Annotated in this window: 30 protein-coding genes and 1 tRNA gene; 21 read left to right on the top strand and 10 right to left on the bottom strand. The window is 66.2% G+C overall.

Translation table 11 applies throughout. The features are described from left to right. The first annotated feature begins 86 nt into the window (after positions 1–86). The 9 genes from ACSUZC_RS13265 (at position 87) to ACSUZC_RS13225 (ending at position 6,880) form a co-directional block, all read left to right on the top strand. Positions 87–1,034 carry a ParA family protein gene (locus ACSUZC_RS13265; protein WP_439029013.1) on the top strand — a complete coding sequence of 316 codons (948 nt, stop codon included), beginning with the start codon at positions 87–89 and terminating at the stop codon, positions 1,032–1,034. Further along, on the top strand, positions 1,031–1,933 hold the full coding sequence (locus ACSUZC_RS13260; RefSeq protein WP_439029012.1) for a segregation and condensation protein A: 903 nt from the start codon (positions 1,031–1,033) through the stop codon (positions 1,931–1,933). Before ACSUZC_RS13265 ends, ACSUZC_RS13260 begins: the two co-directional genes overlap by 4 nt. Then, positions 1,930–2,775 (top strand): SMC-Scp complex subunit ScpB, encoded by an 846-nt coding sequence (gene scpB, locus ACSUZC_RS13255; RefSeq protein ID WP_439029011.1) that lies wholly within the window; start codon positions 1,930–1,932, stop codon positions 2,773–2,775. Before ACSUZC_RS13260 ends, scpB begins: the two co-directional genes overlap by 4 nt. A gap of 6 nt (positions 2,776–2,781) precedes the next feature. Next, positions 2,782–3,714 carry a pseudouridine synthase gene (locus tag ACSUZC_RS13250; RefSeq protein ID WP_439029010.1) on the top strand — a complete coding sequence of 311 codons (933 nt, stop codon included), beginning with the start codon at positions 2,782–2,784 and terminating at the stop codon, positions 3,712–3,714. Continuing rightward, positions 3,711–4,424: a (d)CMP kinase gene (gene cmk, locus ACSUZC_RS13245; RefSeq protein WP_439029009.1), complete on the top strand. Its 714-nt coding sequence runs from the start codon at positions 3,711–3,713 to the stop codon at positions 4,422–4,424. The genes ACSUZC_RS13250 and cmk overlap by 4 nt, the downstream gene beginning before the upstream one ends. Continuing rightward, positions 4,421–5,863 (top strand): ribosome biogenesis GTPase Der, encoded by a 1,443-nt coding sequence (der, locus tag ACSUZC_RS13240; RefSeq protein ID WP_439029008.1) that lies wholly within the window; start codon positions 4,421–4,423, stop codon positions 5,861–5,863. Before cmk ends, der begins: the two co-directional genes overlap by 4 nt. Positions 5,864–5,978: 115 nt before the next feature. Beyond that, positions 5,979–6,242 (top strand): GlsB/YeaQ/YmgE family stress response membrane protein, encoded by a 264-nt coding sequence (locus ACSUZC_RS13235; protein ID WP_238419767.1) that lies wholly within the window; start codon positions 5,979–5,981, stop codon positions 6,240–6,242. Between the two features lie 151 nt (positions 6,243–6,393). Then, positions 6,394–6,467: transfer RNA gene (locus tag ACSUZC_RS13230), tRNA-Pro, on the top strand. A gap of 116 nt (positions 6,468–6,583) precedes the next feature. Further along, on the top strand, positions 6,584–6,880 hold the full coding sequence (locus tag ACSUZC_RS13225) for a 4-fold beta flower protein (RefSeq protein ID WP_439029007.1): 297 nt from the start codon (positions 6,584–6,586) through the stop codon (positions 6,878–6,880). A 6-nt stretch (positions 6,881–6,886) separates the two neighbouring features. Here the strand turns inward: ACSUZC_RS13225 and ACSUZC_RS13220 are convergent, their stop codons facing one another. Further along, entirely contained in the window at positions 6,887–7,963 is a 1,077-nt protein-coding gene (locus ACSUZC_RS13220; protein ID WP_439029006.1) for a tyrosine-type recombinase/integrase, read from the bottom strand. Positions 7,964–8,094: 131 nt separating this feature from the next. Between ACSUZC_RS13220 and ACSUZC_RS13215 the strand changes: the two genes are divergently transcribed. The 7 genes from ACSUZC_RS13215 (at position 8,095) to ACSUZC_RS13185 (ending at position 12,351) form a co-directional block, all read left to right on the top strand. Further along, entirely contained in the window at positions 8,095–8,385 is a 291-nt protein-coding gene (locus ACSUZC_RS13215) for a hypothetical protein (RefSeq protein WP_439029005.1), read from the top strand. A gap of 480 nt (positions 8,386–8,865) precedes the next feature. After that, positions 8,866–9,855 carry a phage major capsid protein gene (locus tag ACSUZC_RS13210; RefSeq protein WP_439029004.1) on the top strand — a complete coding sequence of 330 codons (990 nt, stop codon included), beginning with the start codon at positions 8,866–8,868 and terminating at the stop codon, positions 9,853–9,855. 91 nt (positions 9,856–9,946) lie between these two features. Continuing rightward, positions 9,947–10,423 (top strand): hypothetical protein, encoded by a 477-nt coding sequence (locus ACSUZC_RS13205; RefSeq protein WP_439029003.1) that lies wholly within the window; start codon positions 9,947–9,949, stop codon positions 10,421–10,423. Next, entirely contained in the window at positions 10,420–10,776 is a 357-nt protein-coding gene (locus ACSUZC_RS13200) for a hypothetical protein (RefSeq protein ID WP_439029002.1), read from the top strand. The genes ACSUZC_RS13205 and ACSUZC_RS13200 overlap by 4 nt, the downstream gene beginning before the upstream one ends. Positions 10,777–10,880: 104 nt before the next feature. Next, positions 10,881–11,171, top strand: a complete 291-nt coding sequence (locus ACSUZC_RS13195) for a hypothetical protein (protein ID WP_439029001.1) — start codon at positions 10,881–10,883, stop codon at positions 11,169–11,171. Between the two features lie 12 nt (positions 11,172–11,183). Next, on the top strand, positions 11,184–11,483 hold the full coding sequence (locus ACSUZC_RS13190; RefSeq protein ID WP_439029000.1) for a hypothetical protein: 300 nt from the start codon (positions 11,184–11,186) through the stop codon (positions 11,481–11,483). A gap of 49 nt (positions 11,484–11,532) precedes the next feature. After that, positions 11,533–12,351 (top strand): hypothetical protein, encoded by an 819-nt coding sequence (locus ACSUZC_RS13185; RefSeq protein WP_439028999.1) that lies wholly within the window; start codon positions 11,533–11,535, stop codon positions 12,349–12,351. A gap of 240 nt (positions 12,352–12,591) precedes the next feature. On the opposite strand, the gene ACSUZC_RS13180 is transcribed toward ACSUZC_RS13185, so the two are convergent. Genes ACSUZC_RS13180 through ACSUZC_RS13165 form a run of 4 tightly spaced genes read right to left on the bottom strand, consistent with a single transcriptional unit; the run spans position 12,592 to position 15,099 of the window. Then, positions 12,592–13,680 carry an ATP-binding protein gene (locus tag ACSUZC_RS13180; RefSeq protein WP_439028998.1) on the bottom strand — a complete coding sequence of 363 codons (1,089 nt, stop codon included), beginning with the start codon at positions 13,678–13,680 and terminating at the stop codon, positions 12,592–12,594. A gap of 25 nt (positions 13,681–13,705) precedes the next feature. Further along, complete coding sequence (locus ACSUZC_RS13175) at positions 13,706–14,191, bottom strand: GNAT family N-acetyltransferase (RefSeq protein ID WP_439028997.1); 486 nt, start codon at positions 14,189–14,191, stop codon at positions 13,706–13,708. Positions 14,192–14,230: 39 nt separating this feature from the next. After that, positions 14,231–14,533, bottom strand: a complete 303-nt coding sequence (locus tag ACSUZC_RS13170; protein WP_439028996.1) for a hypothetical protein — start codon at positions 14,531–14,533, stop codon at positions 14,231–14,233. Further along, positions 14,530–15,099 carry a recombinase family protein gene (locus tag ACSUZC_RS13165; protein WP_439033114.1) on the bottom strand — a complete coding sequence of 190 codons (570 nt, stop codon included), beginning with the start codon at positions 15,097–15,099 and terminating at the stop codon, positions 14,530–14,532. Before ACSUZC_RS13165 ends, ACSUZC_RS13170 begins: the two co-directional genes overlap by 4 nt. Positions 15,100–15,409: 310 nt before the next feature. Between ACSUZC_RS13165 and ACSUZC_RS13160 the strand changes: the two genes are divergently transcribed. Next, positions 15,410–16,324: an alpha/beta fold hydrolase gene (locus ACSUZC_RS13160; protein ID WP_439028995.1), complete on the top strand. Its 915-nt coding sequence runs from the start codon at positions 15,410–15,412 to the stop codon at positions 16,322–16,324. A 142-nt stretch (positions 16,325–16,466) separates the two neighbouring features. Here the strand turns inward: ACSUZC_RS13160 and ACSUZC_RS13155 are convergent, their stop codons facing one another. Next, on the bottom strand, positions 16,467–16,970 hold the full coding sequence (locus tag ACSUZC_RS13155; RefSeq protein WP_439028994.1) for a methylated-DNA--[protein]-cysteine S-methyltransferase: 504 nt from the start codon (positions 16,968–16,970) through the stop codon (positions 16,467–16,469). A gap of 113 nt (positions 16,971–17,083) precedes the next feature. Here ACSUZC_RS13155 and ACSUZC_RS13150 point away from each other — a divergent pair, with 113 nt between their 5' ends. Both ACSUZC_RS13150 and ACSUZC_RS13145 read left to right on the top strand, forming a co-directional pair. Next, positions 17,084–17,509 (top strand): nitroreductase family deazaflavin-dependent oxidoreductase, encoded by a 426-nt coding sequence (locus tag ACSUZC_RS13150; RefSeq protein ID WP_439028993.1) that lies wholly within the window; start codon positions 17,084–17,086, stop codon positions 17,507–17,509. 83 nt (positions 17,510–17,592) lie between these two features. Continuing rightward, complete coding sequence (locus ACSUZC_RS13145; protein WP_439028992.1) at positions 17,593–18,069, top strand: phage tail protein; 477 nt, start codon at positions 17,593–17,595, stop codon at positions 18,067–18,069. A 15-nt stretch (positions 18,070–18,084) separates the two neighbouring features. Here the strand turns inward: ACSUZC_RS13145 and ACSUZC_RS13140 are convergent, their stop codons facing one another. Both ACSUZC_RS13140 and ACSUZC_RS13135 read right to left on the bottom strand, forming a co-directional pair. Then, complete coding sequence (locus ACSUZC_RS13140) at positions 18,085–19,137, bottom strand: fused (3R)-hydroxyacyl-ACP dehydratase subunits HadA/HadB (protein ID WP_439028991.1); 1,053 nt, start codon at positions 19,135–19,137, stop codon at positions 18,085–18,087. A gap of 74 nt (positions 19,138–19,211) precedes the next feature. Next, complete coding sequence (locus tag ACSUZC_RS13135) at positions 19,212–20,486, bottom strand: oxygenase MpaB family protein (RefSeq protein ID WP_439028990.1); 1,275 nt, start codon at positions 20,484–20,486, stop codon at positions 19,212–19,214. Between the two features lie 126 nt (positions 20,487–20,612). On the opposite strand from ACSUZC_RS13135, the gene ACSUZC_RS13130 reads away from it, so the two are divergent. Then, entirely contained in the window at positions 20,613–21,263 is a 651-nt protein-coding gene (locus ACSUZC_RS13130) for an MBL fold metallo-hydrolase (RefSeq protein WP_439028989.1), read from the top strand. On the opposite strand, the gene poxB is transcribed toward ACSUZC_RS13130, so the two are convergent. Next, positions 21,260–22,996 (bottom strand): ubiquinone-dependent pyruvate dehydrogenase, encoded by a 1,737-nt coding sequence (gene poxB, locus ACSUZC_RS13125; RefSeq protein ID WP_439028988.1) that lies wholly within the window; start codon positions 22,994–22,996, stop codon positions 21,260–21,262. The genes ACSUZC_RS13130 and poxB overlap by 4 nt on opposite strands. Positions 22,997–23,126: 130 nt before the next feature. Between poxB and ACSUZC_RS13120 the strand changes: the two genes are divergently transcribed. After that, positions 23,127–24,221, top strand: a complete 1,095-nt coding sequence (locus ACSUZC_RS13120; protein WP_439028987.1) for an LLM class flavin-dependent oxidoreductase — start codon at positions 23,127–23,129, stop codon at positions 24,219–24,221. Here ACSUZC_RS13120 and ACSUZC_RS13115 read toward each other — a convergent pair. Next, positions 24,183–24,803 carry a GyrI-like domain-containing protein gene (locus ACSUZC_RS13115; RefSeq protein ID WP_439028986.1) on the bottom strand — a complete coding sequence of 207 codons (621 nt, stop codon included), beginning with the start codon at positions 24,801–24,803 and terminating at the stop codon, positions 24,183–24,185. The two genes, ACSUZC_RS13120 and ACSUZC_RS13115, sit on opposite strands and share 39 nt — an antisense overlap. Positions 24,804–24,806: the final 3 nt, after the last annotated feature.

The following is a 24,806-nucleotide window of genomic DNA, read 5'->3' as shown; positions in this document are numbered from 1 at the left end:
CACGGCGGCGTCGTCGAACATCGGCACTTCGAACGGCGAGGTCACCGAGCAGGACGGTATCGAACAGCGAAGGGAGCGGCGGACACGTGACCACTCCGAGCGCACCGCGGTCTGGCGCCCGTCCGGGGGATCAGTACAGCATCCAGGTGTCGCCCGGGAACGACACCGAGGAAGCGGAGCACGAGGTCGACGAGATCGGTCCCACCGGCCGGCCGTATCGCGATGTGCCCGAACCTGCTCCGCTCGACCGTCACGGACCCGCCACGGTCATCGCGGTCTGCAACCAGAAGGGCGGCGTCGGCAAGACGACGTCGACCATCAATCTCGGTGCGGCACTTGCCGAATACGGCCGCCGGGTGCTGCTGGTCGATCTCGATCCGCAGGGCGCGCTGTCTGCGGGTCTCGGTGTACCGCACCACGAGTTGGATCAGACCGTCTACAACCTGCTCGTTCCGCCGCAGGTCGCCACCGACGAGGTCCTCATGCGTACGCGCGTCGACGGGCTCGACCTGCTGCCCAGCAACATCGACCTGTCGGCGGCGGAGATCCAGCTCGTCACCGAGGTGGGCCGGGAGCAGTCGCTCGGGCGCGCACTGCATCCGGTGCTGGATCGCTATGACGTGGTGCTCATCGACTGTCAGCCGTCGCTGGGTCTGCTGACCGTGAACGCACTCGCGTGCGCCGACACGGTGCTCATCCCGATGGAGTGTGAGTACTTCAGCCTGCGCGGGCTTGCTCTGCTCACCGACACGATCAACAAGGTGCGCGACAGGCTCAATCCGCGTCTCGACCTCGGCGGGATCCTCGTGACGATGTTCGACGCGCGCACTCTGCATTCACGTGAGGTCATGGCCCGTGTGGTCGAGGTGTTCGGCGACGCGGTGTACGACACCGTCATCGCCCGGACCGTCCGGTTCCCGGAGACCAGCGTGGCCGGCGAACCGATCACCTCCTGGGCGCCGCGGTCGGCAGGGGCCAAGGCGTACCGCGCCCTCGCGCGAGAAGTGATCGCACGCAACGTCACACGCACATGACGGTCGGCACGGACGAGGCGCCAGCGGAGCCGGTGGCCGAGGTCGGCCCGGAGGGCGGTGCGGGGGAGCACGCCACGGGAGAGGTGGCCGCCGCCGAGGGATCCGGTGCGGAGGCCGGCTTCCGCGTCAAACTACGCAACTTCGAGGGCCCGTTCGATCTGCTGCTGAACCTGATCTCGCAGCACCGCCTCGATGTGACCGAGGTCGCCCTGCACGTGGTGACCGACGACTTCATCGCCTACACGCGCGAACTCGGCCCCGAGATGGGTCTCGATGCGACGACCGAATTCCTCGTCGTGGCAGCGACCCTGCTCGATCTGAAGGCGGCCCGGCTCCTGCCGTCCGGTGAGGTGGACGACCCGGAGGATCTCGCGCTCCTCGAAGCCCGGGACCTGCTGTTCGCCCGCCTGCTGCAGTATCGCGCCTACAAACAGGTCGCCGCGCTGTTCGGGGAGCTCGAGGCCGCGGCCTTGCAGCGCTATCCGCGTGCAGTGTCGCTGGAGAAGCGCTTCGAGGATCTGCTGCCGGAGGTCACGCTCGGGGTCGACGCCGCGGGCTTCGCCCAGGTGGCCGCCGCGGGACTCACTCCACGGCCGGTACCCACCGTCGGCCTCGACCACCTGCACGACGTGCAGAAGGTGTCGGTGCCGGGACAGGCGCGCCGGATGGCCGCATTGCTCAGCGCCGAGCCGGATCGGTGGCTGGACTTCCGGGAACTCACCGCCGCGTGCGAGACCGGCTTGGAGATCGTCGGCAGCTTCCTCGGTCTGCTCGAGTTGTTCCGCGAGCGGGCGGTCACCTTCGAGCAACCGGTCGCGCTCGAGGAACTCGCCGTCATGTGGACCGGTGACCGCGCTGCTGACGACCTGCGCATCGACAAGGCAGAGGACTACGGATGACAGCTGACGACGGGACGACCGAACTCGACCCCGGCACCGACATCGACATCGACGAGACGTCACCGGACGCCGAGGCCCGGCCCGCCGATGGGACCACGCTCGATGGGACCCCGCTCGATGGGACCCCGCTCGATGGGACCACGGTGGATCCGGGACCGGGCGAGGCCGAGCAGACCATCCTGCACGGCGAGGGCGAGTACCTCGACGACGCCCGGCTGCGTTCGGCGTTGGAGGCAGTGCTGCTCGTCGTCGACACGCCGGTGTCCACCGACGAACTGGCCACTGCCGTCGACCAGGACCGGACGCGGGTCAGGGAGACGCTGAACGAGATGTCGTCGCAACTCACGGCGTCGGGTAGTGGCATCGACCTGCGGTTCGCCGGCGACGGCTGGCGCTTCTACACCCGTGCGGACTTCGCGCCGTATGTCGAACGTCTGCTGCTCGACGGGGCCCGATCGAAGCTGACGCGTGCCGCACTGGAGACGCTCGCCGTCATCGCCTACCGCCAGCCGGTCACACGTGCGCGGGTCAGCGCGATCCGCGGTGTCAACGTCGACGGCGTGATCCGCACCCTGGTGGCGCGCGGCCTCATCAGCGAGGTGGGCAACGACCCGACGACCAACGCCACCACCTATGCGACGACCGAGCTGTTCCTGGAGCGACTCGGGCTCGCCTCGCTCGGCGACCTCCCCGACCTGGCGCCCCTGCTGCCCGACGTGGACCTGATCGACGACCTCGACGAAGAGCTGCTGGCGGATCCCCGATTCGCCAAACTGTCGTCCCAACCGTCAGACTCGAAGGAACTGATCATCGACGGTGGAAGCACCGACACAGAGAACTGAGAGAACATGGCATCCGCTGGCCGAGATGGCTCACCGGGAAAGCGCCGTAAGGGCGGGCCCGCACAACAGCCGCGTACGAAGAAGACCCATCGCAAGGGATCGTCGACACCCAACGCCGAAGTCGGCAAGATCCGGCTGAACAACGCCCGGCCGGCACGTCACCAGGCGCCGCCGCCCGACCAGGGTTCGGGAGCGGCCTACGTCGAGGACGGTGTCCGCCTGCAGAAGGTGCTCGCGCAGGCCGGCGTGGCCTCCCGCCGAGGAGCCGAGGAGCTCATCGCCGCCGGGCGGGTCGAGGTCGACGGTGAGATCGTCACCGAGCAGGGACTGCGCATCGACCCCGACACCGCGATCATCCGCGTCGACGGGGCGCGCGTCATCATGGACGAGACGCGTCAGTACCTCGCGTTCAACAAGCCCAAGGGCTGGCAGTCGACGATGTCCGACGACCAGGGCCGGCCGTGTGTCGGTGACGTGGTGGCCGAGCGCGTGATGGCCGGACAACGGCTGTTCCACGTCGGTCGTCTGGACGCCGACACCGAGGGACTGTTGCTGCTGACCAACGACGGTGAGCTCGCCCACCGGTTGATGCATCCGTCGTTCGAGGTGCCGAAGACCTACCTGGCCACCCTGAAGGGCGAGGTGCCCCGCGGTATCGCTCGCCGGATGCGTGAGGGCATCGAACTCGACGACGGCCCGGTGACGGTGGACAAGTTCACCGTGATCGAGGTGCATGAGGGTCAGTCCCTGGTCCGCATCACACTGCACGAGGGCCGCAATCGCGTGGTCCGTCGCATGATGGACGAGGTCGGTTTTCCGGTCGTGAAACTCGTTCGCACACATGTGGGTTCCGTGTCGCTCGGTGAGCAGCGTCAGGGCAGCCTGCGCGTGCTCGGCAACGACGAGGTCGGTGCGCTGTACAAGGCGGTCGGCCTGTGACCGAGAACGGACCGGATTCGCCGGCGGACGTGACCCATGTGGTGGCGATCGACGGACCGGCCGGAACCGGGAAGTCGTCGGTGTCCAAACTCCTGGCGTCGAAGGTCGGGGCGAGCTACCTCGACACCGGTGCGATGTATCGCGCGGTGACCCTGGCCGTTCTCGATTCCGGCGTGGCACTGGATGATCCGGCAGGCATCTCCCGTATCGCGGCCGACGTGGACATCGAGCTGGTTCCCGATGGGGACGGTTCGAAGGTCTTTCTCGGCGGACGCGACGTCTCCGGCCCGATCCGCACCGAGCACGTCACCAGTGCGGTGTCGGCGGTGTCCGCGGTACCTGATGTGCGCACCAAACTGGTTGCCCTGCAACGTCAGAACGCACAGGGCCGGTTCGTGGTGGTCGAGGGACGGGACATCGGCACCGTAGTGTTCCCCGCCGCCGACGTCAAGATCTTCCTCACGGCGACGCCGGAGGCCCGTGCCGAACGGCGCCACAAGCAGAACCTGGCCGGCGGCCGGGACAGCGACTTCGACGCCGTGCTGGCCAGCGTGAACCGGCGCGACCATCTCGATTCGACACGTGCGGTCTCCCCGCTGCGCGCCGCCGACGACGCGATCGTCGTCGACACCAGTGACAAGACCCTCGCGGAGGTACTCGACGAACTGAGTGCGCTCGTGCAGGCCCGGATCGGAGCATCAAGACGGTGAGCGACAACTACGACGGAGACCTGACGGCCCTGCCCGGCGACGGGACATGGTCGGACGAATCCGATTGGCAGCTGACCGACGTCGGCGGCGCCGACGAGGCCGCAGGCGGCGAGCACATGCCCGTCGTGGCGATCGTGGGTCGCCCCAACGTGGGCAAATCCACTCTCGTGAACCGCATCCTGGGTCGACGCGAAGCAGTCGTCGAGGACGTCCCCGGGGTGACGCGCGACCGTGTGTCCTATGCCGCGATGTGGTCGGGGCGCCGCTTCACGGTCGTCGACACGGGCGGGTGGGAGCCCGACGCGAAGGGGCTGCAGCAGGCCGTCGCCGCGCAGGCCGAACTCGCGATGCGTACCGCCGACGCCATCGTCGTCGTGGTCGACGCGACGGTCGGTGCCACCGCGACCGACGAAGCCGTCGCCCGCGTACTGAGGCGGTCCAAGACGCCGGTCATCCTGTGCGCGAACAAGGTCGACAGCGAACGCCTCGAGTCGGACACGGCCTCGCTGTGGTCACTCGGGCTGGGTGAGCCGCACCCGGTGTCGGCAGCACACGGTCGGGGAGCGGGCGACCTGCTCGACATCATCCTGGACCGACTGCCCGAAACACCGCGCGAAGCGGCGCCGACCCTGGGTGGTCCGCGACGGGTCGCGCTCGTCGGCAAGCCCAATGTCGGCAAGAGTTCGCTGCTGAACAAACTGACCGGCACCGAGCGGTCCGTCGTCGACAACGTCGCCGGGACCACCGTCGACCCGGTGGACGAGCTGGTCGAACTCGGCGGTCGGACGTGGCATTTCGTCGACACCGCCGGGCTGCGTCGAAAGGTGCGCACCGCCAGCGGACACGAGTACTACGCATCGTTGCGGACGCGGTCGGCGCTCGACGCGGCCGAGGTCGCGATCCTGTTGATCGACGCTTCCGAGCCGATCACCGAACAGGACCTGCGAGTGCTGTCGCTCATCATCGAGAGCGGTCGGGCACTCGTGATCGCGTTCAACAAGTGGGATCTCGTTGACGAGGATCGCCGGTACCAGTTGGACAAGGAGATCGACCGGGAGCTGGCACGTGTGCCGTGGGCGCGTCGCGTCAACATCTCCGCCTCGACCGGGCGTTCCGTGCAGAAGCTGGTGCCCGCCTTGGAATCCGCACTCGACTCGTGGGACAAGCGCGTGTCCACCGGCCCGTTGAACAACTGGCTCAAGGACGTCATCGCCGCCAACCCGCCGCCCCTGCGCGGTGGTCGTCAGCCGCGCGTCATGTTCGCGACCCAGGCGTCGGTGCGGCCGCCGACCTTCGTGATGTTCACCACCGGGTTCCTCGAGGCCGGCTACCGTCGCTTCCTCGAACGGCGCCTGCGCGAGCAGTTCAACTTCGACGGATCGCCGGTCCGTATCAACGTGCGGGTGCGCGACAAGCGGGAACAACGCCGCAAGCGCTGAGCTCCTACCTCACAGGTCCACCACGGATGGACACGTCCACCACCGCACTTGTGGTGAATGTGTCCATCTGTGGTGTTTCTGAGTCTGCGAGACCGTTTCCGGGCTACTGTGTCTCGTGCTCATCTTGGCAATCATCGTGTTCGGCATGGTCATCGGCGCACTCGCCCAGATCCTCCTCGGCGGCAAGAACCTGCGGACCGTCGACTGGGGCCTTGCCCTCGTGGCCGGGATCGTCGGTTCCTTCGTCGGTGGACTGCTCATCAGCCTCATCTCCGGTGACGGTCTCGAACTCCGTCCCAGCGGCATCATCGGGTCCCTCGTGGGTGCCGTGCTGGTCACCGCCGGCTGGATCATGCTGAAGAAGCGGTCGGCGGTCTGAGGCGCATGCGCAGATGTCGCTGATCGTGTCGGTGAGCGACACGATCTGCGACGTCTGACCGGCGGCACCGAAAAGGTGGCTGACCAGCCGATTGGTTCGGGACCGTCCTCGTCGGCTAGGCTTTACATCGCTCCGCTTCGGCAGGGAGCAACGGGCTGTGGCGCAGTTTGGTAGCGCACTTGACTGGGGGTCAAGTGGTCGCAGGTTCAAATCCTGTCAGCCCGACAGCAGGTCAGGGGCGGTTTCTGGAAACGGGAACCGCCCCTTTCGCATTCACGTACGCCCATTGAATACGCCCATTACTCGCGAAGGTTGTCAGACCCGTTCGCCATACTCGTTGCATGACGGATTATCTGTACCGCGTCGATGGTCGTCCCGCTGGATTCATCAGGGGCCGGTTCATCCACGACATGCGGGGTCGAGCAATCGGCCAGATCAGCACGGCGGGTCACGTTCATCGGCTCAGCGGCCAGTACGTGGGCGAACTACACGACCAGCAGGTGGTGGACAAGCACCTGGGCAACTTCGGCAACATTGGAAACCCCGGTAACCCGGGCAATCCTGGAAGCCCCGGGAGCCCCGGCAACCGTGGACATCGGGGCTGCCCTTACCGAGACGTGTTCGACAAGCTCCTGTAGGTTGGACTACTCGGCAAGTCGGGCGGCCAGCATGGTCACCGCGTTCTTTGCCTGCTCTGGGGTGGTGTGGCCGTACAGGTCGCCGGTCACACTGATGGACCCGTGGCCCAGCAGATCGGCCACCGCCTTGATGTGTGCGCCCGCCTCCAGCCAGGCGGTGGCGGCACTATGTCGTAGCGTGTGTGCGCCCACGTCTTCCAGGCCCGCTGACTTCGCGGCGACTTCAACGACGCGGAGGAGATTCCGGGGATCGACCATCGTGCCCAGTTCGGTGGTCAGCACCATGTCCTGGTGACCGCCCCATGCCGAGCCAGCACGAAGCTGTTCTTCCGCCTGCCGCTTCCGGGTCGCCTTCAACTCGGTCACAACGGCGTCCGACAGCGGGACCCGTCGCCGGGATCGTCTGGTCTTTGGTGCCGACAGGACCAGTTCGCCATCAATGCGGGACAGGGTGTGAGTCACGGCCAGTTCTTGCTTCGTGAAGTCGATGCCTCGCCACTGTGCCGCCGCCGCCTCCCCCCTCCGTAGGCCGGTATGGGCAAGCATCAGCACCCCGACGTAGTACCGGCTGGAACGGGCTTCCTGTAGCAACTGAGCCACCTGCGCCGGGGTCAGTGACTTGGCTTCTTCGCGGTCCACGCGGGGTCGGGGGACCTTCGTCGCCGGGTTCGTCGCCAGTAGGCCGTCACGTACCGCACCATCCAGGCCAGCGCGAAGGACGGTGTAGACCGATCGAACGGTGGAATCGGCCAGCTTCTTCTTTCGGAGGGCCACCACTAGGGACTCAACATCGCTGGGCCGCAAACGATCTAGCCGTGTGGCGGCAAAGTCCCCGGTTTCAAGGTGCTTCCGGCTGAGCCCGTCGTACAGGGTCTTCGTCGTCGGCTTTCGGTCTGACGCGGCCAGAGACGTGGTGCGCCACCGTTCCATCCAGGCCCCCACGCTGTCCTTCGCGTCGGTGGCCGGTGCGCCCGCGTCGAGCCGATCACGGACGGCCTGCAACTTGTCGCGGCACTCCTTCGCGGTCTTGCCGTAGACCGACACCCGCTTGTAGTTCCCAGTGAGCGGATCGGTGTAGCGCATTCGCCCCTGGTAGGTACCGTTTGGACGCTTGCTGATGGAGCCTTCAGAGTTGCCCCCGTGAAGCCCGGTACCGGGTCGAACGCAACGAAGCACGCGCCGAAGTCGAACGGCTGTCTGGTGTGCTCACAGGCTTGCAGCGTGCCGCCGTCGAACGGGAGCTGGGTGACCAGGTACGGCCGGAAGCCTTCTGGGCCGGTCGCGGTGATGCTGGCCTGGATGGTCTGCTGACCGACGACGGCACGGTGGACGCGGCGGCAGTGGGTGCAGCGGTTCAGGACGTGCGCGATCGTTTCGGGATCATCGACGGGCCGCGTCGTCCTGCCCCTGACCACACCCAAGGTCAGAGCCACGACCACGTAGAAGGTCAGGTGGACGCCAGCGAAGCCTGGACGGGCGCGTTTGGTCCCCGTATGCAGGAGTAATACACCCAGGGGGCTACCCCCATGCGAGGTGTTTCCGGCCCCCGGTAGGCATTGCCGTTCGGATCTTTTACACCTGCACCGAGTTTAGAAGGAGGGTAGGTGCAACATGTCAGATGAGTTGGGTCAGAGGGTGAATCGTCCTCGACGGTCGAAGGTCGGGCGGGCACGGAAGGGCTTCAACTGCCTCGTGTGCAGACGGAAGCTCATCAGCATCCCGCACCGTCGCCGGTACTGTTCGCAAGCCTGCCGGATAGCTGCCCGCCGACGCGGCCCGATCCCATGCCTGGTGTGTGGTGCTCCGCTGACGCGGAATCAGACGAAGGCGTGTAGCTCGGAATGCAGAAAGGCTCGGAATAAAGAGTTGCGGCAAGCTCATAACTGAATAGAAAAGGAATTGCTCGCCTGGGGTGTATGGGCGGGCATTTCCTGAGTTGAGAACATATCTGTTATATTCGTTCTTATCCCCGTCTGGGGCGGGGTGTGGAAAAGCTTGACGCGGTTCCACCTTATGCTCGTCAATTCGTGTTCCTTTCAGGCTTAAGCGATGGCCTTGGGTTGCCTCGAATTGATTTGACGCTCTGGTGGGCCGCGTCATTTTCGTTTCCCACCCCGACTACTGAACGAGGAAAAACAATGACTCTCAAGACCACCAACACCGACCAGGCATGGCATCCCGATGTCCAGGCCTTTGCCCCGACCGACATCGTTCCGGACGCGCTGATCGTGCAGGCGTCCACGAAGGCCGCTGATGTCGAAGGCGACCAGGTGGCCGTGCGGGTGGCCTACGTGTCCGACGACGAAGCCCAGGTGACCGCCGAGGGGGCTGAAATCCCCGAAGCCGATCCGGAACTGTCGGAAACCCTGGCCTACACCAGCAAAATCACTCAACTCATGCGGGTGTCGCGTGAACAGGACGTGCAGAACGGCACCTCCGATCAGTTGGCCAAGTCGGCCAGGCGCGCACTCACCAAGAAGGCGAACGCCCTGTTCATCAGCCAGGTGGCACCGACCGCGCCCACCGTCGCCCCCGTCGCTGGCCTGGTCAACGTCGATGGTGTGGTCACCGGAGACCCGGTGACTGGCGACCTCGATTCGCTGATCGACCTGGTGGCCGCACTTCAGGCCAACGGTGCCACCCCGTCCCACCTGATCCTGGACCCCATCGGCTGGGCCGCATTGCGAAAGCTCAAGACCGCCACCGGGTCGAACCAGTCGCTTCGGGGTGCGGGTACCAACGATGCCGCTCAGCTTCTGCTCTCGATCCCCACCCTGGTGTCCGCCGCCGTCCCGTCATCGTCGGGCCTGATCGTGGACTCCGCTGAAGTCATCAGCGCGTACGGCGAAATCCAGGTGGCCACCAGCACCGATGCCTACTTCAGTTCCGACTCCATCGCGGTTCGTGCCACCTGGCGTGTGGGCCACACCGTCCCGCGTGCCAACCGAATCGGAAAGTTCACCATCGGCGAATGATCCCGACTTGGCCCCCGACCGCCCCAGGTTCTTGCTCATTCTCCCTGGGTATGGTCGGGGGCCTTCCTCCTCTGAAAGGTATTGAGCCACCATGACTTCCGCACTGCCCACACCGCCCATCCAGTTCAGCGACCTCAGCCCGTTCGATGACGACCTGACCGCTGAGCAGGCCGAACCCATGATCCGATCCGCCTGGGCACGCGCCATCAGCGCGGCCCCCTGCCTTGGGGACGAAACCAACACCCTGACCCCGGTCCACCTGGAAATCGTGAAGGACGTACTTCGCGGTGCTGTCCTCCGCTGGGCTGAACGTGGCTCTGGCGCGGTTTATCAGCGAAGTGCAGGTGACTACGCGGAATCCGTGAAGATCGGCAGTGGAGGACTGTTCCAGCCCCAGGAAATCCGGGACTTGCAGGACATATGTTCCGAACACAAGCGTCGGCCCAGGGCTTCCACGATCCTGACCGGCGACAGCCGTGGCGCGACGGTGCCCGATGTCCACCCGTTCCTTCTGGGCGAAGACGCCGACTACATGGGGGACCCGCTTCACGGTGGGTCGATGCTGTGAAGGCTCGGACGCTGGTCGAACACCTGGCCTTCATCGACGGTGGGCAGGACGACTACGGAAACGTGATCGAGCAATGGGCCGACCCCGTCGAACGACGGTGCTACGGCTTTAACTTCCCCGACAGCACCGAGCCACTGGCCGAAGGACACAACCGGCTGGTGGTGGATCGGGTGATGCTCGTACCCCGGTCCTGGGTCGATCAGGTGGGCAGCAAGGATCGTTTTCGGATACCAGGTGAGTCACCCACCGGCTGGCCGGTCTACGAAGTCCAGGGCGTACCCGGCTCCGGCAAGTACAACCCTCTCCGCTGGCACCCCGGTGGTGTGGTCCTACTTCAGCGGGTGGATGGATGAAGCCCACACCGCCCGCATTGCGGACCATGCTGAAAGTGGTTGCCCCGTATGGCCTTCCAGTCCACGATGATGTCCCCGCGGGGAGGCCGGCCGAATTCGTTCAGGTGTCGCTGAACGGGGGCACCGAAGACCAGACAGGGGTCCTGACCACACCCACCTTCACCATCGCGGTCTACGCGCTGACCCAGGCACGGGCCGAACAGATCAGCGGCGAAGTCCTGGCCCTGATCAAGTCCACCCAGTACCGCGTCATCACCGTGGCCGGTGTGGGCAGAGTCCAAGTCCGCGCCTGGCACACCACCTCGCTACCGGCCCCAGCGCCCGCCGCCAGGGTGGCCGACCGCCGACGCTGGACCTTCAGCGGGTCCTTGGGGATGTCGAACCTTACTCACTGAAAGGAACCAACCATGGCGGCCGTTGCCGAGCTGGCCGACCAGTGGGGCACCACACCCCGCAACATCCGCCGATCCCTTCGCCGCCTGAAGATCGTCCCCGGCCCGATGGGCTATGACCTATCACCGGCAGACGCTCAGATGGCCCAGGCCGACCTATTCGGGTCTGGTGTGGTCGCTGACCCCTGCCGGTTGCCTGACACCCCAGGACTGCCGTTGAGCGCCCTGGCGGACCCAGCCATGCGCGAAGCCTTCACCATGCTTCGGTTCCAGCGCGAACATCGACTGATGTCGCTGGTCTGCCGTCGGGGGTAAGGGCGAGTCACGTCCGATCTGTCCGTACCGCCTGGAATACTCGTTCGCTATGGCGATACCGAACAATCCGGCCACCGCGTTGGACCAAATCTTGCGTGCCGTGGCCACTTCCGGCGTGAGCAACGTCGCGGAAGCGTGGAAGGCTGTGCTGGGGGTCGATGTCGGTACGACAGCGTTTGCACAGCGACACGGTGCAGTCGTGGGGTTGATGAACGAGGTTCTTACCTACCTGACTTCCTTGGACCCCGACGACCTGGAGCATGAACTCTTCATTCAATATGTGCCAGCCTGGTACGGGGCGGTCGTCTATCCCGATAGCTGGTGGAACGGCAACCGCCCGCCGCACGGAATTATCGAGCTTCACAACTTGGACCATCTGAGGAGCCTTGGACTCCATATGCGGCGTCGGCCCGTCTACCCCGTCCTGGACGACGACAAGCTGGGACCGCTCCGTGAATCACTCGCCCAGTGGCGAACGCTGGTCGAGGATGCCGGGTTGCCAGACGATCTCGCCCAACAGATCAAGGCACTGGTTGATCACATCGACTGGCTACTCGCGAACACTGGGACATTCGGCACCGCGCCAGTGATGGAAAATGCGCGAACCCTGTTCGGGCTGTCCGTTCCGGTCATCAGTTTCGCGGGCGACAAGTGGAAGAAGACGGTAGTCGCGGCGATGGCGGGACTTGTGCTGTTCCTGAATCCCGTGGCGGACGCAACCGAAGAGGGGAGTCGAATCCTGACCAGCGTCAGCGACATGGTGGGCGAGATTCGTGAGTTTGGTAGTCCGGAGCCGCAGAAGGCCCTGCCCCCAGGCGACCAGCCTGACGCCCCCGCCGAAGACGAACCCCCGTCGCCTGGTAGCTGAGCCGTCCAAGTGTTCGACGTACGCCCATTCGTACGCCCTTTCGCTGGAATCCGGGGATGTTCGGTAGCGTCCGGAACGTACGGTGACCTGCCTCGATGTACATCGTCGAACACACTCTCGATACCTGGGGGTCAAGTGGTCGCAGGTTCAAATCCTGTCAGCCCGACAGAGACAGATCGACGCGAGGCCGTTCCCAGGACATCGGGAGCGGCCTCGCGTCGTGTGCAGGATCGAAGGGCGTCAGCCGAGCAACGGCACCGCGACGTCGGCACCGCCTTCTTCGGTGATGCGAGTGCCCATGTGGGTGTGCGTGGGTTCCCGGATGAACCCGCCGGCGAACAGCGCTTCGCCCTGGCGGAATTCGGGGGACTGGGCCAGCATCTGGTCGGGGACGAACCCGAAGGTGTCGGCCAACTCCGCCAGGTCGCGTGGCGCGTTCATGCGCATCAGACACAGGTTGTCGCACTGGGACAGCACATTCGGGTGGATCTTCGTCGGTCGCTGCGTCGACAGCAAGAGCCAGAGGCCGAACTTCCGGCCCTCGGCGGCGATCTGGACGACGCGGTCGATGAGGAGCTGCTCGACCGCGCTCGTGGCCGTCGGTGGGCAGATGTTGTGGGCCTCGTCGATCACGATGAGGATCGGACGACGTTCGTCGCGCCGCGACCACAGGTGTTCGAGCACGCTGAGTGCGGCGACCTTCGGTTCGGCCGGGTGCGCGAACCCGCCGAGGTCGAGCACGGTGGCCTGTGGCCGTTCGTCGACGACGTCGGTGGCCGCGACGTCGCCGCGAGCCCACAGGTCCCAGTCGAGTACCTGGAGGTTCTCGATCCGTCGCGCGAGCTGTTGATGGCCGGGGTTGTCGGATGCGCGTAACGCGCTGATGTAGCTGCCCTGGTCGAGGGTGTCGGTGAGCGTGGCGTCGGCGTGCAGCAGGACGTTGTACTCGTCGGCGTCGGCGATCGGATCCAGCTGCAGCACTGCGGCCTTGGAGGTCAGGGGCAGGGAGAGGAACCGAGTCCGCAGCTGTGGCTGGTCGCGCCGCGTGGAGTGCAGAACCCGGATGTCCGACGACGCGATCGCGTCGGCCGTCGCGGAGTCGGTGGTGCCGCGCGTTTCCCGGAGCCGGGTGAAGTCGGCATTCGGATCCAGGATCAGGAACGGGAGTCGGGTACGAAGCAACAACTGTTCGAGGACCACCCCGAGCGCGTAGGTCTTCCCTGACCCGCTCTGGCCGCACCAGAAGGTGTGGCGGTTGAACTTCTCCGCGGAGAGGTGGACGTCGGTCGTCGCGTCGTCGCGATGGCTTCCCACAGTCAGCTGGACCACGTGTGTACCCTACGGCGCCCGAGGCTCAGCCGCCGATCTCTTTGCGTAACACGAAAGCGCGATCACCGGTGACGGGGTCCCGCAGTGGAAATCCGTGACGTGCATAGAACCGGTGCGCGTCGACGTCGGGTTCGTCGACCTCGATCTCGAACTCACCGGCACCGCGTCGTGCTGCCTCGGCAACGGCCGCGGTGAGCACCGCACTGCCTAGGCCACGGCTGCGCTCCGCGGGAACCGTGTACATCTCGTCGAGAAGGGCGATACCACCGTCGAGCCACACGTTGGTGCGGATGGTGACCAACCCCAGCGAAACGATCGGGGTCCCGACCACCACGGCGAAGGTCCCGGGGCTCGAAGCCTCAGGGTTCGACAGCAATTCAGCGAGCCGGGGAGCCAGCACCTCAGGTCCCGGTGTCGGTTCGTCGTATTCCCGGTTGAACGCGTCGAGCAGTTCGGCGATGGCCGCGGCGTCGGCAGGCGTCGCCAGTCGGGGTTCGTTCCGGACGTCCACGGTCTCACCGTAGCGGGAGTCGAGCCTCCCCAGGTGGTGTCACGTCGACCCGTGCCGCACATACCCGTAGAGCGCCGCGCGATAACCGCGTGTGTAACTGGGCTCCTCGTCGTCGGGATCAGGCGGGCACGCGAGGACCGATGACGCCAACTGGCGCGCCCACGGCGCCGGGAGTGCGCAGAGTTCCGCCTCGGCGTCGATGAAGCCCTGCTGGAACAGGTCGGGGTCGAGGTGTGCGTCGAGGTCGGCGTCGTAGATGGGAAACGACGTGGGGAGCCGCGTGACGACGCCGTACTCGGTGACGATGTCGAGTTCAGGCAGGTCTGAGTCGGGATTCTTCAACGGACCGAGCGCCTTTCGGCCAGGGTGCGGTAGAGCGTCGCCCGACTGACCCCGAGTTCCTGCGCGATCCTCGGCACGGAGATCCCGCGGGCACGCATCTGCTCCGCACGGGCGATCTGTTCGGCGTCGAGCGCTCGGGGGCGGCCGATTGTTCGTGCCGATCGGCCGCGTGCGGCACGACCCGAGAGTGCCTGCGTGCCGGGTGTGTCGTCGAGTTCGGCAAACGACGCCAGTACGGCGACGATCATCGCGCCTGCGGGATCGTCGGTGTCGATGCCTTCGCGTAGAGAGCGGAGACCGATTCGCCTGCCGGTGAGTTCGTTCGCGATCGCCATGACCTCGTGCGGGGTCGTGCCCAGGCGGTCGATTCCCACCACGACGGTGGTGTCGCCGGCGCGCGCGTAGTCGAGAAGCGCTGTCAATCCCGGTCGGTGATCACCCATCCGGGGCCCGTCGGCCGCGTCGGTGTAGATGCGAGCGGGGTTGACGCCCACGTCGGAAAGCGCATCGATCTGGGGGAGGAGCGCATGGGTGCCGGGGGTCTCGCGTGCGTAGCCCAGGGTCATGCCCGGCGGCCCGTCCGTCGCGTCTTCTGTCACCTCGGCAGACTATCTCAAAAGTTACGAGAGCGAGTTCCGCGACGCGCCGGTCGATTCGAGACGGCGTCGGAAGAGGTTGTGGATAGTGGTGTCACGCGGGGTGCGCTGTCTCATAAGTCGCGAAATAGTCTCAAATTAATTTCGCGAAACGATGCGGCCGACCTCGACGACTGGCGGCGGTCTGGTCGAACGTGCGTCGTGTTCCGTACATCTGGTCCGTGTCCGGGCGCGTGGGGCTACCCTCGCACCACCGTCGCCGCACAACGGAGGACTGCACATGGGACTCGATCGCTCCGGCATCGCACCTGGCGAGCCTTCCGTCGCGCAGACCCCGGCAGGGCCGATCGAGTACGTGGACGTCGGAACCGGCCCCGTCGTGGTGTTCCTGCACGGTTCGCCCGGGGGATACGACCAGGGCGCATTGATGACGCGTTTCCTCGGTGGGTCGCATCGGGTGATCGCGGTGTCGCGGCCGGGCTATCTCGGGACGCCACTGGGTTCCGGCACCCGGGCGCCCGCGGAGCAGGCCGCGCTGATCGATGCACTGCTCAGCACTCTGGGGATTGAACGGTTCGCGGTGATGTGCTGGTCGGGCGGCGGACCCGCCGCCTATGCGCTGGCCGCGGACGCAGGGGACCGGGTGACGTCGGTGGTGGCAGTCGCGGCGGTGAGCACCCGATTCGATCCGCGGAGCACTCTGCGCGGAAGGCTCGAACTGTCGGAAGAGAAATTGCTGTTCACTCGTGTCGGACGATGGCTCGCCACGACGTTGGCTGCCAAGGCGCCGTCCACCGCGATCTCGACGCTGCTGTCCGGGGAAGGCGACCTCTCACGGGCGCAGATCCGTGCCCTGACCGACGAGATCGTCGCCGACGACGATCAGAACGCCCTCGTCACCGATCTCTTCGGTACGGTGTCCGGCAATCGAAAAGCGGGTTTCGACAACGATTTCGACCAGTTCCGCGGGCTCGACCTCCCGTTCGGGGACGTCAGCGCGCCGGTCCTGGCGATCCACGCGCGCACCGACGCGGACGTCCCGTACGAGCAGAGTCTCATCGCCGTCGAGCAGCTGCCCGACGCGCGCCTGGAACCCATCGACACCGGCACCCACCTCTCGGTATGGCTGGGTCACGACGCGCGACGTCTGCAATCGTTGATCGGCGAGCATCTGGCCGCTTCGTCACCGGCGTGACGCGGGGTTCGACGCCCACGCACCCCTGACGTGATGTCGCGTGCGACATCAACCCGGTCACGCGACCTCGATCGAGGTCGCGGAGCCGAACCGAGGTCGCATGCGACACCATGTCGCCGGCGCACATGCAACGACGGTCGGATCAGAACAGTGTCGGCGGTAACGCGCCCTCGAACTCGAGCAGCCAGCGTTTGGTCGCCAGTCCCTGCCCGTCGGCACCACCTGAATAGCCACCGAGGCCGTCGCCGGCGACGACTCGATGGCAGGGGATGATCACCGGGACCGGATTGATGCCCATGATCGTCCCGACGCCGCGCGCGGAGACCCGCGTGCCGGTCATCGCCGCGAGCTCGCCGTAGGTGACGGTCTGGCCATGTGCGACTTCGTGATACAGCGTCGAGAGAACTGCGCGAGCGCTGTCCGACATCCTGTCGAGGTCGACGGGCAGGTCGAACTCGGTGAGCTCGCCGGCGAAGTAGGCCCGCAGTTGCCGAACCGCTTCGGCGAGAACGGGGTGGGTGGTCTCGCCCTCAACCGTTGCCTCGGTGTCCGGCAGCCACGCCACGCGCACCACTGCCGCGCCGTCGCTGTCGACGGCAACGGTGCCGACCGGGGTCGGCACGATCACTCGGGATGGCGGGCGCATCGGTGGGATCTCACAGTCAGGGGTTGGGGTCCGGCCACAGTAACCGAGGGGCACGACAACGGACACACGCAAGCGCCGGGAATATCTCGACCGATCGCGGTGTTCCGCCCACCATGAGTGCTAATGCAGAGTTGAGTCCCGAAGGCTGGGTCCGCGAACAGACCGAGAAGATCCTCGAGCAGGGCACCACCGACGGCGTGACGGTGATGGATCGCCCGATCGTCCTGTTCACCACCACTGGTGCCAAGTCCGGTAAGAAGCGGTACGTGCCCTTGATGCGGGTCGAGGAGAACGGCAAGTACCTGATGGTCGCCTCGAAGGGCGGTGCTCCCGAGCATCCGGCGTGGTACCACAACGTGAAGGCGAATCCCCAGGTCACCGCGCAGGACGGCACCGAGGTGAAGGAACTGACCGCCCGTGAGCTGAGTGACGGCCAGGAGCGCGATCACTGGTGGGAGCTCGCCGTAGCGGCCTACCCTCCCTACGCGGAGTACCAGACGAAGACCGATCGACAGATCCCCGTGTTCGTCCTGGAGTGACCAGCCGCAGGACCGTCAAAGCCCCCGACCGACGAGGTCGGGGGCTTTACTCTGTGACGTGCACCTTGGCGAGGAGTGTGAACATGGGTCACGTCATTGACTTCACGAACGTCTCCACCGAGGGACTCGAGGCCTCACCGGTGGCCGAAGCACTCGCCGGGTTGCGCGCGAACGAGGCCCGGTACTACAAGACGAAGTTCGGCCACGCCTTCACCGTCGTCGCAGCCCCGGACGCACCCGACGTGCTGGCGCGCGTCGAACGGATCCTGGCCACGGAGCGTGACATCACCATCGCCTCACCCGCGCTCGAGGTCAGCGACTTCGAGGTCGGCGAACCCGACGCCCGGCTACACATGTCCTATGTGTTCTACGAGTCCGGTCTGGCCGTCAATGTGATGTGGAGTCACGATCCGTCCGGCAAGCGCGCCGTCGGCTTCAAGCTGTCCGACGGGATGGAGGTGCCGAAGGAGCTCGAGACGACATTCAAGTTCGCTCGTCAGAAGTCGAAACTCGCCGGCGTGATCCGCGGCTCCTACTTCGTGATCAAAGGCGAGTACTGAGTAACGCCACTTGGTTCAGGAGAACCGGATGTTCATCGTGGCCAGCCCAAACACCTTGCGGCCACCCGACTTGGCGACGATGATGACCACTCCCGAGCGCGTCTCGGGGTCCAGCGACTTGATACGTCCGCTGAACTCGATGTGGCCGCCGTCGGCCGCCGGCACCGGCACCGTCTGCGACAACCGCACCGAGTAGCGGGTCACGGCTCCCGGGTCGCCCGACCACGACGCCACAAAGGCCGCACCCAGCCCCATCGTGAGCATGCCGTGGGCGATCACGTCGGGCAGGCCGGCCAACTTCGCCACCGACTCGTCCCAATGGATCGGGTTCGCGTCACCCGCCACACCGCCGTAGTTGACGAGATCGCCGCGGGACAGCCGCGCATTGTGCACTGGCAGTTCGTCACCGACTGTCAGCTCGTCGAAGGAACGGGCACCCGATGGCCGGCCCGCGTCGTCGGCGATACGGATCTCGCCTTCCGGCCGCACGGTTTTCACGTAGAGGTCCGCCGCCTCGTCGTGACTGAAGATGTTGACGTCGTGCATCATCACCTTGCGCACGGCGGGACCGAGTTCCGGATCCACCTCGTCGGAGGTGACGCCGACGACGGTGGTGTGCATGGTGTGCACCCGTTCGCCCGCGGCATCGGTCATGGTGTTGGTCACGGTGACCAGTTCTCGCCCCGCGACCTTGCGGACGCTCGACAGCTCCACGTCGGTGACGAGCTGATCGCCGGCGACGATGGGCCGGTGCTGTTCGAAGACCTGCTCGGTCTGCACGTAGGTGTCGTAGCCGACGATGACCGACTCGAACAGTTCGCGGTTGGCGGCCATCGCCGGGATGGACGTGAACGTCAGCGGCGCGACGAGTCCGGAAAAGCCGAGTGCCCCTGCGGCTTCGGGCTCCCAGTGAGCCGGATGGTAGTCCTGCACCGCGCGGGCGTATTCGCGGATCTTCTCTCGGCCCACGTGGTAGCTGTCGTCGAGGCGGTAGTAATGGCCGACGCGGGACTCGAGCCCAGGGGCGTCATCGGACACGGTCGGGGCAGTGGTAGGAGTCTGGGTCATTCCGACCACGCTAATGGTGCGTGCGACCGAGTCAAACTCGGGAGTAACTTTTCGGCGGCCGGTATCGGGCCCGGTCAGCGTCGGAGACCCTTGCCGTGGGCGTACTCCGCCGGCCGTCCCGATGTCTGCCAGTCGTGCCAGTTCTCCCGATGACGGCACATCACGTTCTCGTGCACACGGCGGAAGGCCGGGGAGATCCGGCGCAGGGTTTCGGTGAGCGCCACGGCCGGCATCCGGAGCAGGATGAGCGCGATGCCCGGGACCGGGCTGGGCATGTCGTACCGCAGGCGGGTGGTCGGCATCATGTAGATGCTGGAGTAGGCGGCGTACATCATCGCGTTGTATCTGCCGCGTAGACGCTGGAGTCCCGTCGCGGACTCGTTGGCGAACGCCGCGGGAAACGACTCGATCAGCTCGGCTCCGTAAGCGCCCGCGTCGTAGCTGCGGGTGGCGCCCACGAATGCCAGCAACCGCAGCGAGTCGGCGATGGTCTCCGGGTACCACTGGGTTCGCACGCCGAGTAGGTGTCCCAGGTATCGCTGATAGTGCAGCAGAACGCGGATCTCGCGAGGGGTCGTCTGAACGCCGGTCAGCCACAGGGCCAGCGCCGGGACCACACTCCCGCCCAGCAGCGTGAGCAGCTGATACGACTGGCTGATCGGGTCACCCCATCGATTGCGATCCCATTCCGGATGGTCGGCGACGGTGCGCCGAACCCAGACGTGCATCACGCGCACGCGCATGGCGGTCGCCCGCCCGTCGGATCCCGGCGTCAGCAGGGCCCCGGGCTGGGACACGTCGATCCAGAAACGCGCTGTCTCCAGGAACCGTCGCAGCGCGTTGTCGCCGGCGTAGCCGCCCGCGAGCGACAGGGGCTTGGCGACGGCGGACTCGGTGTACATCTCGAGGGTGATCCCGCCCGCGACACTGAACAGCCCGGTGCCCCAGCGGCGCCAGATCTCCTCGCCCTGAGCGATCAGATCCGGGTTGACCCAGTCCGGCACCGTCTCGAACTCCTCGAACAGGTCGACCAGGGCGGCCGGCGGATCGCTGATGCTCTCGAGGCCTTCGGTGAGTGCCTGGTCCAGGAGCGCACGCGCGGCCTCGCCGCCGAGCGTGCCGTAGACCTCGTCGACGAACCGTTCGGCGACCGGATCGGTGCGGAACATGTCCTCGGCGAAGGTCCGCAGGTGTTCGGCCTCGGGGAAGAGGTCTTTGCCGGTGATCGTGCGCACCAGGGCACGAACCCGGCTCAGGCCTCTGCCGGCCATCGCGGCGTCGTAGGTGACGGCTGTGGGAAAGGCGGGTGCGACGGCGGTGTGCGGAAGGCTGGACAAGGTTCTCCCCATCGTGAGACGAATTGCTCCATGTGTATCACTTCGCAATATCTGCGCGCACGTGCGCTCCCGGGCTTGACCTCAAGTGAACTCGAAGTTGCATCGTCGGAGTCGACGCCGGACACGAGGAGGAATTCGATGCGCAGAGTGCTATCCGATCTGTGGGAGACGCGGTCCAACAACCCGTTTCCCGGCTTGACCACGCACGCCTATCTGTGGAGAACCGACCGCAACGTTCTCTTCTACTCCGTGGCGACCGACGACGAGTTCGATGAGCTCGCGCGGCTGGGCGGGGTCGACGACCACTATCTGTCACACCAGGACGAGGCCGGGCCCCTCCTCGCCACCATCGCCGACCGTTTCGGGTCGACGCTCCACGCACCGGCCGCCGAGGCCGATCGCATCGGTACCCATGCGAGCGTCGACGTCCTCCTGACCGGGCGACACGTCGACCGGAACGGTGTCGAGGTCATCCCGACGCCCGGTCATTCACCAGGGAGCACGAGCTACCTCGTCCCGCTTGCCGGCGGCGAGCGCTGTCTGTTCACCGGGGACACGCTCTACCTGGGGACACGCGGACGCTGGACGGCCGGTTACCTTCCGGGCATCAGCGACGCCTCGCTCCTCGCCGACTCGCTGCGGTTGATCGCCACGCTCGCGCCCGATGTCGTCGTCTCCAGCGCGTACACGGGAGAGTCCGCTGTCCATCGCGTCGACAGCTCGACCTGGGCAGAGCGGGTCGGGGAAGCGCTGACCGGGCTCGAGGTGATGGCCGACCGCGAACGCTAGTCGAACAACCGGCGGAACACGTTGGTCTCGGCGAGGTCGACCAGTTCGTCGCCCCGACCGGACAGCACGGTGCGCAATGCGTACAGCGTGAAACCCTTCGCCTGCGCCGCGGTGATCGTCGGCGGGATGGACAGTTCCTGGCGCGCGGTCACGACGTCGAGCAGCGCCGGACCGTCGTGGGCCAAGAACTCCGCGACCGCACCGTCGAGGTCATCCGGTTGCTCGATGCGGCGCCCGCGGATGCCCACCGCCTCGGCGAGGGCCGCGAAATCAGGATTCTCCAGGTCGGTGCCGTAGTTCACGAAGCCCGCAGCCTTCATCTCCACCTCGACGAAATTCAGGGATGAGTTGTTGAAGACGACGATCTTCACCGGCAGTCTGTTCTGGGTGATGGTGAGCAGCTCGCCGAGCAGCATCGCGAGCCCGCCGTCGCCCGCGAGGGCGATCACCTGCCTGTCCGGGAACGCGGTCTGGGCGCCGATCGACTGCGACACCGCATTCGCCATCGAACCGTGGGTGAACGAGCCGATGAGGCGGCGGGCGCCGTTCATCTCGAGGTACCGCGCCGCCCACACCACCGGTGATCCGACGTCGGGGATGAACACCGCGTCGTCAGAGGCCTTCTCGCTGAGGAGACGCGTCAGGTATTGCGGGTGGATCGGTGCCCGGTTCTGGTCGTTGTCGGCCAGCTCGTCGAGACGGCGGCGTGCCTTCACGTAGTGCTGCAACGACGTCGACAGGTGTTCGGAGTCGCGGTCGCCCTCGATCAACGGCAAGAGTGCCCGCACGGTGTCGCCGACGTCGCCCAGGAGCGGGAGGTCGACGGGGCAGCGCCGGCCGATCTGTTCACCGCGGATGTCGACCTGGATGATCGTCGCCTTCGACGGATAGAACTGTTCGTAGGGAAAGTCGGTGCCGAGCATGAGCAGCGTGTCGCACTTCTCGATCGCGCGGTATCCCGACGAGAAGCCCAGCAGCCCGGTCATACCGACGTCGTAGGGGTTGTCGTACTCGATGAACTCCTTGCCGCGCAACGCATGCACGATCGGGGCCTGCAGAACGCGGGCGAGTTCGACGACCTCGTCGTGTGCGCCGTGAACCCCGGCGCCGGCGAGGATGGTCACCTTCTCGGCTGCGTTGAGAGTGTCGGCGGCGCGGGTCATCTCGGCGTCGGTGGGGCGGGTCACGCGGGGAATCCGACGGATCGGCGCACCGGCCCGACGTTTCGGGCACGGTGCCAGGAACGTCTCGCCCGGGATGACGAGGACCGCGACGTCCTGGCGTTCCACGGCGGTGCGCAGCGCGATGTCGAGCAGGCGTGGCATCAGGTCGGGTGTGCTGACCATCTCGCAGTAGGCGCTGCACTCCCGGAACAACTGTTCGGGATGTGTCTCCTGGAAATACCCCGTGCCGATCTCCGTCGCCGGGATGTGTGCGGCGATCGCGAGCACCGGGACACGACTGCGGTGCGCATCGAACAACCCGTTGATCAGATGCAGGTTGCCGGGCCCGCAGCTCCCGACGCACACGGCGAGCTCACCGGTGAGCGCCGCCTCCGCGGACGCGGCGAAGGCGGCCGATTCCTCGTGGCGGACATGCCGCCACGAGATCGCGTCGGTGCGTCGGATGGCATCGGTGAATCCGTTGAGCGAATCACCCGGCAGGCCGTGAACGCGTCGGACTCCGGCACGTTCGAGCTCTTCGACGATTCTCTCTGCGACTGTGGTCGACATGACGATCCGTTCGGTCGGGTCCGTGTGACCCGACTATAGACGCGGACCGCGACGGCCGACCTCGGCGAAGTTGGGCTCACGGTGATTCTGCGGGCGACCGGGCGATCGGAGCGGTGACAGAATCGTCGCCATGCCACGACGCGGTGAACGGCTCTCCTCACTCGGGTTCCTGACCATCGGTCGGTTCGACGCGCGGGACCCGCGGACCGGTCATCTCGAGACGCTTCGGATGATCGAACTGGCCGAGGATCTCGGCTTCGACAGTGTGTGGGTCCGCCACCGGCATCTGCAGTACGGCATCTCCTCGCCGGTCGCGGTGCTGGCGGCCGCGGCCGTGCGGACGAGCCGGATCCACCTGGGCACGGCGGTCATCCCGCTCGGTCTGGAGAATCCGCTGCGCCTGGCCGAAGACCTCGCCACCGTGGACATCCTGAGCGACGGACGACTCAATCCCGGTGTGTCCGTAGGCGTCCCGATGCGGTACGACGACTTCAAGACGTCGCTCTACCCGGAGACCCACGACGTCGAGAACTTCTCGAAGGACCGCGTGGTGCGGTTGCTGGACAACCTGCGCGGCGAGCCGGTCAGTGACTTCGAGGGCACTGTCGGTATCGAGACCTTCTCGCGAAGCGTGCAACCGCATTCGCCGGGGCTGGCCGACAGGGTCTGGTACGGCGGAGGTCTCGATTCGGCGATCTGGGCGGGCCGGCAGGGGATCAATTATCTGACGTCGTCGGTGGTCACCACCGAGGGCACACGGTCACGCGACTTCGCCACGATCCAGGCCAAGCACATCGACGCCTACCGCGCCCATCACGTCGATCCCGACCGCGCGCGGGTGTCTCAGGGACTCGTGGTCATCCCGACGGATTCGGCGACCCCGGAACAGGTACGCAAGTACCAGGCGTATGCCGAGGCGCGGTACGAACGGACGCGGCAGCCCCAGGGGCCGCGCGGCATGATGTTCTCTCCCGACTACGTCGGACCCGCGGAGGAGCTCGCTGAGAAGCTGTACGAGCACGCCGGATTCCAGCGCGCCACGGAAGTGGCGTTCGCGCTGCCGTTCTCGTTCGACGAGGCGGACTACTTGCAGATCGTCGGCGACCTCGCCGGCCGGCTCGGGCCGGCTCTGGGCTGGGCACCCGCGGACCAGACGTCACGGAGCGCACCGGCGCCGGCCGGCTCCTCAGTCCCGGATCACCGGTTGCCTCAGGATGGTGCGTAGCCGGTCCGGTGCCACCCGCCGGAAATCGCTGAAGTAGATCTCGTGGTGGCGGCCCGACATGTGTAGTCCGTTGTCGGGGATGAACCTGCGGTGCATCTCATCGAGGACGGGACCTTCGTCGTCGAACGAACCCTGATGCAGGGTCTGAACGCTGAGGCCTTCCGCGAACTCGGCCAGCCGGAGATCGTCGATCCGTGGCGGTGGCTTCTTCGCGCTGACCCCCGCGACAGCGGCGCCGACCCTCTCGTCGTCGATCCATTCGGGGACCATCAGCATGAGCGTCCAGTTCCAGCGACCTTTGTCGCGCGCGCCGGTGAATGCGCTCATGTCGTCAGCCCACCACAGTCCTTCGAGCGGCGGGACGACGTAGTCCCGGTCGAGTTCGCGACTGCTCGCGAATTTCAGTGCGTAGGCGACCGGATACAGCGTCTCGATCGTCGCGCTGAACTGCGGCGCGGTGTTCGGGTCGCCCGCGCCGTCGATCATGAGGAAACGCATCGTCGGCACGTCGAGGACTCGGATCACACCCCGGCGTGCCTTGTAGGCGTCCAGAGTCTTCTTGAAGTCGACCTTCTCGGGCACGGG

This window comes from Gordonia terrae (assembly GCF_051789125.1).
Classification (GTDB): domain Bacteria; phylum Actinomycetota; class Actinomycetes; order Mycobacteriales; family Mycobacteriaceae; genus Gordonia; species Gordonia terrae_A.
The sequence above is the reverse complement of the archived record's forward strand: the minus strand, read 5'-3'. Positions and strand labels throughout refer to the sequence as shown.

What these genes read in the sequence shown, in the direction of transcription:
- ACSUZC_RS13250 (WP_439029010.1), top strand. Translation starts at nt 2,782, where the DNA reads ATGGCATCCGCTGGCCGAGATGGCTCACCGGGAAAGCGCCGTAAGGGC.
- ACSUZC_RS13130 (WP_439028989.1), top strand. Translation starts at nt 20,613, where the DNA reads ATGCGCAGAGTGCTATCCGATCTGTGGGAGACGCGGTCCAACAACCCG.
- ACSUZC_RS13150 (WP_439028993.1), top strand. Translation starts at nt 17,084, where the DNA reads ATGAGTGCTAATGCAGAGTTGAGTCCCGAAGGCTGGGTCCGCGAACAG.
- ACSUZC_RS13165 (WP_439033114.1), bottom strand. Translation starts at nt 15,099, where the DNA reads ATGACCCTGGGCTACGCACGCGAGACCCCCGGCACCCATGCGCTCCTC.
- ACSUZC_RS13120 (WP_439028987.1), top strand. Translation starts at nt 23,127, where the DNA reads ATGCCACGACGCGGTGAACGGCTCTCCTCACTCGGGTTCCTGACCATC.
- ACSUZC_RS13190 (WP_439029000.1), top strand. Translation starts at nt 11,184, where the DNA reads ATGGCGGCCGTTGCCGAGCTGGCCGACCAGTGGGGCACCACACCCCGC.
- ACSUZC_RS13140 (WP_439028991.1), bottom strand. Translation starts at nt 19,137, where the DNA reads ATGACCCAGACTCCTACCACTGCCCCGACCGTGTCCGATGACGCCCCT.
- ACSUZC_RS13260 (WP_439029012.1), top strand. Translation starts at nt 1,031, where the DNA reads ATGACGGTCGGCACGGACGAGGCGCCAGCGGAGCCGGTGGCCGAGGTC.
- ACSUZC_RS13205 (WP_439029003.1), top strand. Translation starts at nt 9,947, where the DNA reads ATGACTTCCGCACTGCCCACACCGCCCATCCAGTTCAGCGACCTCAGC.
- poxB (WP_439028988.1), bottom strand. Translation starts at nt 22,996, where the DNA reads ATGTCGACCACAGTCGCAGAGAGAATCGTCGAAGAGCTCGAACGTGCC.
- ACSUZC_RS13155 (WP_439028994.1), bottom strand. Translation starts at nt 16,970, where the DNA reads ATGCGCCCGCCATCCCGAGTGATCGTGCCGACCCCGGTCGGCACCGTT.
- ACSUZC_RS13225 (WP_439029007.1), top strand. Translation starts at nt 6,584, where the DNA reads ATGACGGATTATCTGTACCGCGTCGATGGTCGTCCCGCTGGATTCATC.
- ACSUZC_RS13185 (WP_439028999.1), top strand. Translation starts at nt 11,533, where the DNA reads ATGGCGATACCGAACAATCCGGCCACCGCGTTGGACCAAATCTTGCGT.
- ACSUZC_RS13145 (WP_439028992.1), top strand. Translation starts at nt 17,593, where the DNA reads ATGGGTCACGTCATTGACTTCACGAACGTCTCCACCGAGGGACTCGAG.
- ACSUZC_RS13160 (WP_439028995.1), top strand. Translation starts at nt 15,410, where the DNA reads ATGGGACTCGATCGCTCCGGCATCGCACCTGGCGAGCCTTCCGTCGCG.
- ACSUZC_RS13135 (WP_439028990.1), bottom strand. Translation starts at nt 20,486, where the DNA reads ATGGGGAGAACCTTGTCCAGCCTTCCGCACACCGCCGTCGCACCCGCC.
- ACSUZC_RS13220 (WP_439029006.1), bottom strand. Translation starts at nt 7,963, where the DNA reads ATGCGCTACACCGATCCGCTCACTGGGAACTACAAGCGGGTGTCGGTC.
- scpB (WP_439029011.1), top strand. Translation starts at nt 1,930, where the DNA reads ATGACAGCTGACGACGGGACGACCGAACTCGACCCCGGCACCGACATC.